A 4,496-nucleotide genomic window follows, 5' to 3' on the forward strand; every position below is an offset into this window, starting at 1 on the left:
GGCGTCACGCGGGATCTCGACCTGCTTCCGGAGATGATCGCTGCTCGCGGGCAGCGTCGCATCCGCGGCTCCCGGGACCTCGAACACCTGATCCGGGATCTGCCCGAGATCGAGCGCTGGAACGACATCCGAGGCCGCGCATCAAGCAGAGTTATGCAGGAGGAGGCCCATGCGCTGTACGAGATTAACCAGTACAACCGGCAGATCGAGTTGCTCCCCGAAGGCACGGCACAGGTCGCAACCTGGGACCTCTGGAAGGACGAGACGTTCCGCCAGCAGGCCTTGGGGTTGATCGAGGACCGTCGGCGCGATCTGATGGCCGCCGGTGAACGGGCTCGCCTCGAGCAGCATGAGGCACGCCGCCGTGAGCGCATCGCGCAGCAGGCCCAGCGCCACCAATGGGCAATCGAAACAGCTGTCCTTCTGGATGGCTGCGAGGTTGCCCCAGGGTTGAGCTTGGCCGTCGCCAAGAATGCAGAGACGCTCTCGCGTTGGGGCGCGATGCTGAACAACTGCATCGGAGCTACGCCAGCGAGTTGGAGCTGGACGTCTTCGTCGCAGTCATCGAGGCAGTACCCGTGAGCTCGCCGGAGGGCCGGCCAACAGAGTGCGTGCGGCTGAACCTGCAGATCACAGAGGCAAACGGCGTGGAGCAGATCCTCGGGAAGAACAACCGTGACGCGGTGCAGGAGCTCGGCGCTGAAGCTCAACTGGTCGTCGACGCTCTGGTCGCCCTGGGGATCGACTTCCACCCGCACGCTCTGGGCATGAAGAAGCTCCACCTGTCTGAGCGTGTGCAGTAGCAACGCTTCGCGTGTGAACCCCGGCTCGGTGCATCCGCATCGAGCGGGGTTACGAAGGAGTCGATCACGTTGAGCGAAGCAAACATCAGGAAGAGCGATGAGATCCTGGCGTTGGCCAGGTCCGGAGCCAACATCTGGTGACGACGGGAGGAATCCCGCTAAGCACCATTTCGAGATGCCAAACAGAAGTGGCATGTCCTCACGAGCCGACATAGAGGCGCGGTTCGTCCGACGCTTCCGATTCAGCAGTCAGACCAAGCGCATCCGCGGCGAGGCCGTCAGGCACTCGTGGGGGTACCGTCGGCGACGACATAGGTCACCCTGTCACTCGCGTAGTAGGCACAGAGTCCGTCCTTCGGGAAATGAACCCCAACGCAGTAGATACCCTGCAACGTCCCGACGTTGTGTCCACGGTCAATGAACTCGCCGATGTCGTCCCGACCTTCGACCCGAACCAGCTTCCGGTCGTCTTCGCGCGGCCTGAAATTCGCCATATCTCCAAGACTGCTCCTCGTCCGGCTGAAGGTGTGGGAAGGAACAGCGTGTCGCATCGGGCATCAGCCAAACGAGACCTCACGAGGCAGGCAAAGACAGGCATCCGGTGGAGATCCCCTATATGGACAGTCGTTGTATCGTCTAGGACGCGGTCGAAAAGTGTATGCTCGCCCTCAGCAACGTCGATAACGGAAGTGCCAGGTTGAGCGGCCAAATCTATAACGAAGCAGTCAAACACGGGCGCTTCTCTGATCTCTCAGAGATGCGCGCCTACGCCCGCAAGATGATCGGTCATTGGGACCGGTCGCGGGACAAGCCCTTCAACATGAAATCCGAGTTCGACGTCCAAAGCGGGGGGCCGTTCATCTGGAGCTTCGCGAACCATGCAGTCAACCTGATGCGGACCATCATCGATCTCTCGGAGGCGGACCGCATGCTCCACGCATTGCCGCTGATCCGGCTAATGGTCGAGAACGCTATGACCGCGATCTGGCTTTACCTCGAGCCAAGCAACGCCAGAGCAATCATCAAGGAAGGCTTCCGGCAGAGAAGGGCGGCCTTCGAGAACCTGGTCGAGACCGAAGCAGAAGGATTCGACCGGTCCGACATCGATGAGATCAATGGCATTCTGGAGACCCTCGATATCGAGCTTCCCCCATTCGAGCAGAGATGCCGCCAGATCGTCGGCGGGCTCGAGGTCTACATCCACTGGCGGCTGCTGAGCACGTACAGTCACGCCGGAATGGGCCTGGGCGACCTCTATCTCGAAGAGATCGCTGAGCCACCCGGACTGGCGTTCGCCCCCGACGCGAAGCTCCAAGGACACGAATCATGGCTTGGAACAGCTCTCTGCATGCTGCTCGCGGCGATGAAAGTATGCAATCTCATTGACGGCAAAGGGAGTTTGAAATCGCAGATCGAACAAGCTGAGCGGAAGATCGGGGTGCCGATGATATTCACGAAGGCACCTGTCACGGGCAAGAAGAAAAAGGGCGCTTCGAACAAACAAAGCTAGATCCGTCCTGCTTGCAGACCGGCTTCCGCCAAGGCGCATGCTGCACTGGTAGGGCCCACGCCGAGCGTTCGAGCAATATGGGAGCCACGTTGAGACCAACTGTTTACAAACAAACCCGAATTCTGTTCGTGGGTTCGGACCTGTCCGAGCTCCTGAGACAACGCCGGGATGCCTATGCCGACGACCTCGCTGAATGGGATCCTGACGACATCCTGTCGGCCCCCGGCGACGTCGCGTCTGAGCTCGGATACCGTCATAGGATTGACTGTCCTGTACTCCTCAGAGACGAGATGTTCCAAGGACGTCCGGTTGATCGAAAGGTCAACCTAGGACCGGAATTTCGCCCCGAAGACATCCGGCGACAAGTCAAGGTCTACAGGGCGACCATCCCCTTCTTAGGAGAGAAAGAGGTTTTCCTCCGACGTCCCGGCCGCAGCGATTTGAATCCTCCGGCAGCGAATCTGGACAGAGCATCCCACACGCTGACCGTCGAATACGAACAACCTGCGGGGAACGCCCCCGAAGCCGAGACGATCTCCAACGACCTGTTGGCGCAGATAGATCAAATTGAGAAGTGGCTGAGCTGGTCGAAGGAGGCGATCGATCAGCACAATGCTCAGATGGCAGATGTGGCTGCGGTGGAGCGCCGCCGCACGGAAGTCTTGGCGGAGCGGAAGCTTCAGGACGCCATAGGCATTCCGCTGCAAAGACAAGCCGATGCCGATGCCTACAAGGTGCCCCTCGAAAGGAAGACAGTTCGAGTTCGACCGAAGGCCGCGAAGCCGTTCGAACCTGAACCTGCCCTGGACGATGCGGACTACGAGGATGCCATGCGAGTCCTCGAGTCGGCTCGCAACGCCTTGGAACGGACGCCTGAGCTCGCAGCGAGCTTCACCGAGGAACGGATCCGCGATTTGCTGCTGATCTTCCTGAATGCCACCTTCAAGGGAACAGCGGCAGGGGAGATGTTCAACAAGCAAGGCAAGACTGACATTCTCATCAGAGAACGCGATCGGAATGTCTTCATCGCCGAGTGCAAGATCTGGAGCGGTCCGAAGACGATTGAAGCTGCTTTGGAGCAGCTACTCGACCGCTACACGACCTGGCGTGATGCCAGGGTGTCACTGCTGCTCTTTGTCAGGGGCGGAAACCCCACGGCGATCGCGGAGAAGGCCGTCCAAACCATCATTGCCCACGAGCGCTGCCTTAAAACTGCACGTGCTGGCGGCCCTGGTGAGCGAAGCGACTTCATCTTCCATGCAGTCAATGACCCGGTGCGAGAAATCAAGCTGGCCTTCCTCCCGTTTTTCTTGCCAGTGAAGGCTGACTCGGGGAAAGAGATCTAATTCCCCGTGAGGTGAGCACGATCCGCTCGAAAAGGCTAGATGGGTCTTTTCCTAGGATCACCAGGGGGTCTATCGTTGGCGATCCGCCAACGTACATTCGCGGCCACTGCCGGCGCTGATTGTGATAAGCGCCAGACTCATTCGTCGGCATTCATTCTATCATGAGTCGAATGGGAATCAAAAGGCTGAACCGGTCATTCGGAATGCGTCAGGAACGTCAGAGACCCCCGTTGGAGCAGTTCACTCCAACGGGGTCTCTCTTTTTCTCTCGCGTACTGGCAGTGTCGATGTCGCCTCAGCTCGCTTCGCGAGACATGGCTCCGTCCGTGACGAGCACCGGGACGTCGGCGCACCGCTTCGCGGAGCAGATCGCCACCAGCTCAGTGACATCCGGCACCGGCGTATCCAGTGGCAGAGTGTGCCCGTGCTGGCGATCTGCGATCTGCCAGCGGTACCCCTGGTCGACGACGCTGATCCGGACCCGCGCAGGGTCGCCGGCGGTTGTGACGAACACCGCGGAGCGTTCGTCGGTCATCCGTGCCACAGCCGGAAGCGCACGCTCACGAACTCGTCGGTCAGCGCCTTGGCCTGAGTCTTGTGCTCGGGATCAGTCATCGTTTGTTCAGTCCTTCGTCTTGTCGTTGCTTCCTGGGGAGAGCGCCAGGCTCTCTCGCTCCTTGTAGACCTCGTAAAGCGTCCGGCCGGTGCCATCGACCTGCAGGAACGCCAGCAGCGCCTGGCCGATGTCGATCATCTCGGCGGCCACGAGCGCGAGCTGCGCTTCGAGCCAGGTCTTCATGACCCGCCAGGCCACCCGCTCAGCGTGGGCGCGGCTGG

The 4,496-nt window shown here is 60.2% G+C and carries 7 protein-coding genes; 4 read left to right on the top strand and 3 right to left on the bottom strand.

Going from position 1 to position 4,496, the window contains the following annotated elements; genetic code table 11:
* Together AHiyo1_RS22805 and AHiyo1_RS22810 are read left to right on the top strand one after the other, a co-directional pair.
* Nucleotides 1-582: hypothetical protein (locus AHiyo1_RS22805; RefSeq protein ID WP_172465718.1), on the top strand; the 582-nt coding region annotated here is incomplete at its 5' end.
* The gene (locus tag AHiyo1_RS22810; RefSeq protein ID WP_148667732.1) at nt 579-803 is read left to right on the top strand and encodes a hypothetical protein; all 225 of its coding nucleotides are present in this window, start codon (nt 579-581) and stop codon (nt 801-803) included. The genes AHiyo1_RS22805 and AHiyo1_RS22810, both read left to right, overlap by 4 nt.
* A gap of 278 nt (nt 804-1,081) precedes the next feature.
* On the opposite strand, the gene AHiyo1_RS22815 is transcribed toward AHiyo1_RS22810, so the two are convergent.
* Nucleotides 1,082-1,297: a hypothetical protein gene (locus tag AHiyo1_RS22815; RefSeq protein WP_059390116.1), complete on the bottom strand. Its 216-nt coding sequence runs from the start codon at nt 1,295-1,297 to the stop codon at nt 1,082-1,084.
* 164 nt (nt 1,298-1,461) lie between these two features.
* On the opposite strand from AHiyo1_RS22815, the gene AHiyo1_RS22820 reads away from it, so the two are divergent.
* Nucleotides 1,462-2,313: a DUF5677 domain-containing protein gene (locus tag AHiyo1_RS22820; protein ID WP_059390117.1), complete on the top strand. Its 852-nt coding sequence runs from the start codon at nt 1,462-1,464 to the stop codon at nt 2,311-2,313.
* A gap of 77 nt (nt 2,314-2,390) precedes the next feature.
* A complete protein-coding gene (locus AHiyo1_RS22825) occupies nt 2,391-3,659 on the top strand; it encodes a hypothetical protein (protein ID WP_172465719.1) in 1,269 nt (422 codons plus the stop codon).
* A 295-nt stretch (nt 3,660-3,954) separates the two neighbouring features.
* On the opposite strand, the gene AHiyo1_RS22830 is transcribed toward AHiyo1_RS22825, so the two are convergent.
* Nucleotides 3,955-4,173, bottom strand: coding sequence for a hypothetical protein (locus tag AHiyo1_RS22830; RefSeq protein WP_172465720.1), 219 nt, complete (start codon nt 4,171-4,173; stop codon nt 3,955-3,957).
* Between the two features lie 108 nt (nt 4,174-4,281).
* A partial coding sequence (locus tag AHiyo1_RS25160) for a hypothetical protein (protein ID WP_216363306.1) occupies nt 4,282-4,496 on the bottom strand: 215 nt, incomplete at its 5' end.

Source organism: Arthrobacter sp. Hiyo1 (genome assembly GCF_001263615.2).
Classification (GTDB): Bacteria; Actinomycetota; Actinomycetes; order Actinomycetales; family Micrococcaceae; genus Arthrobacter.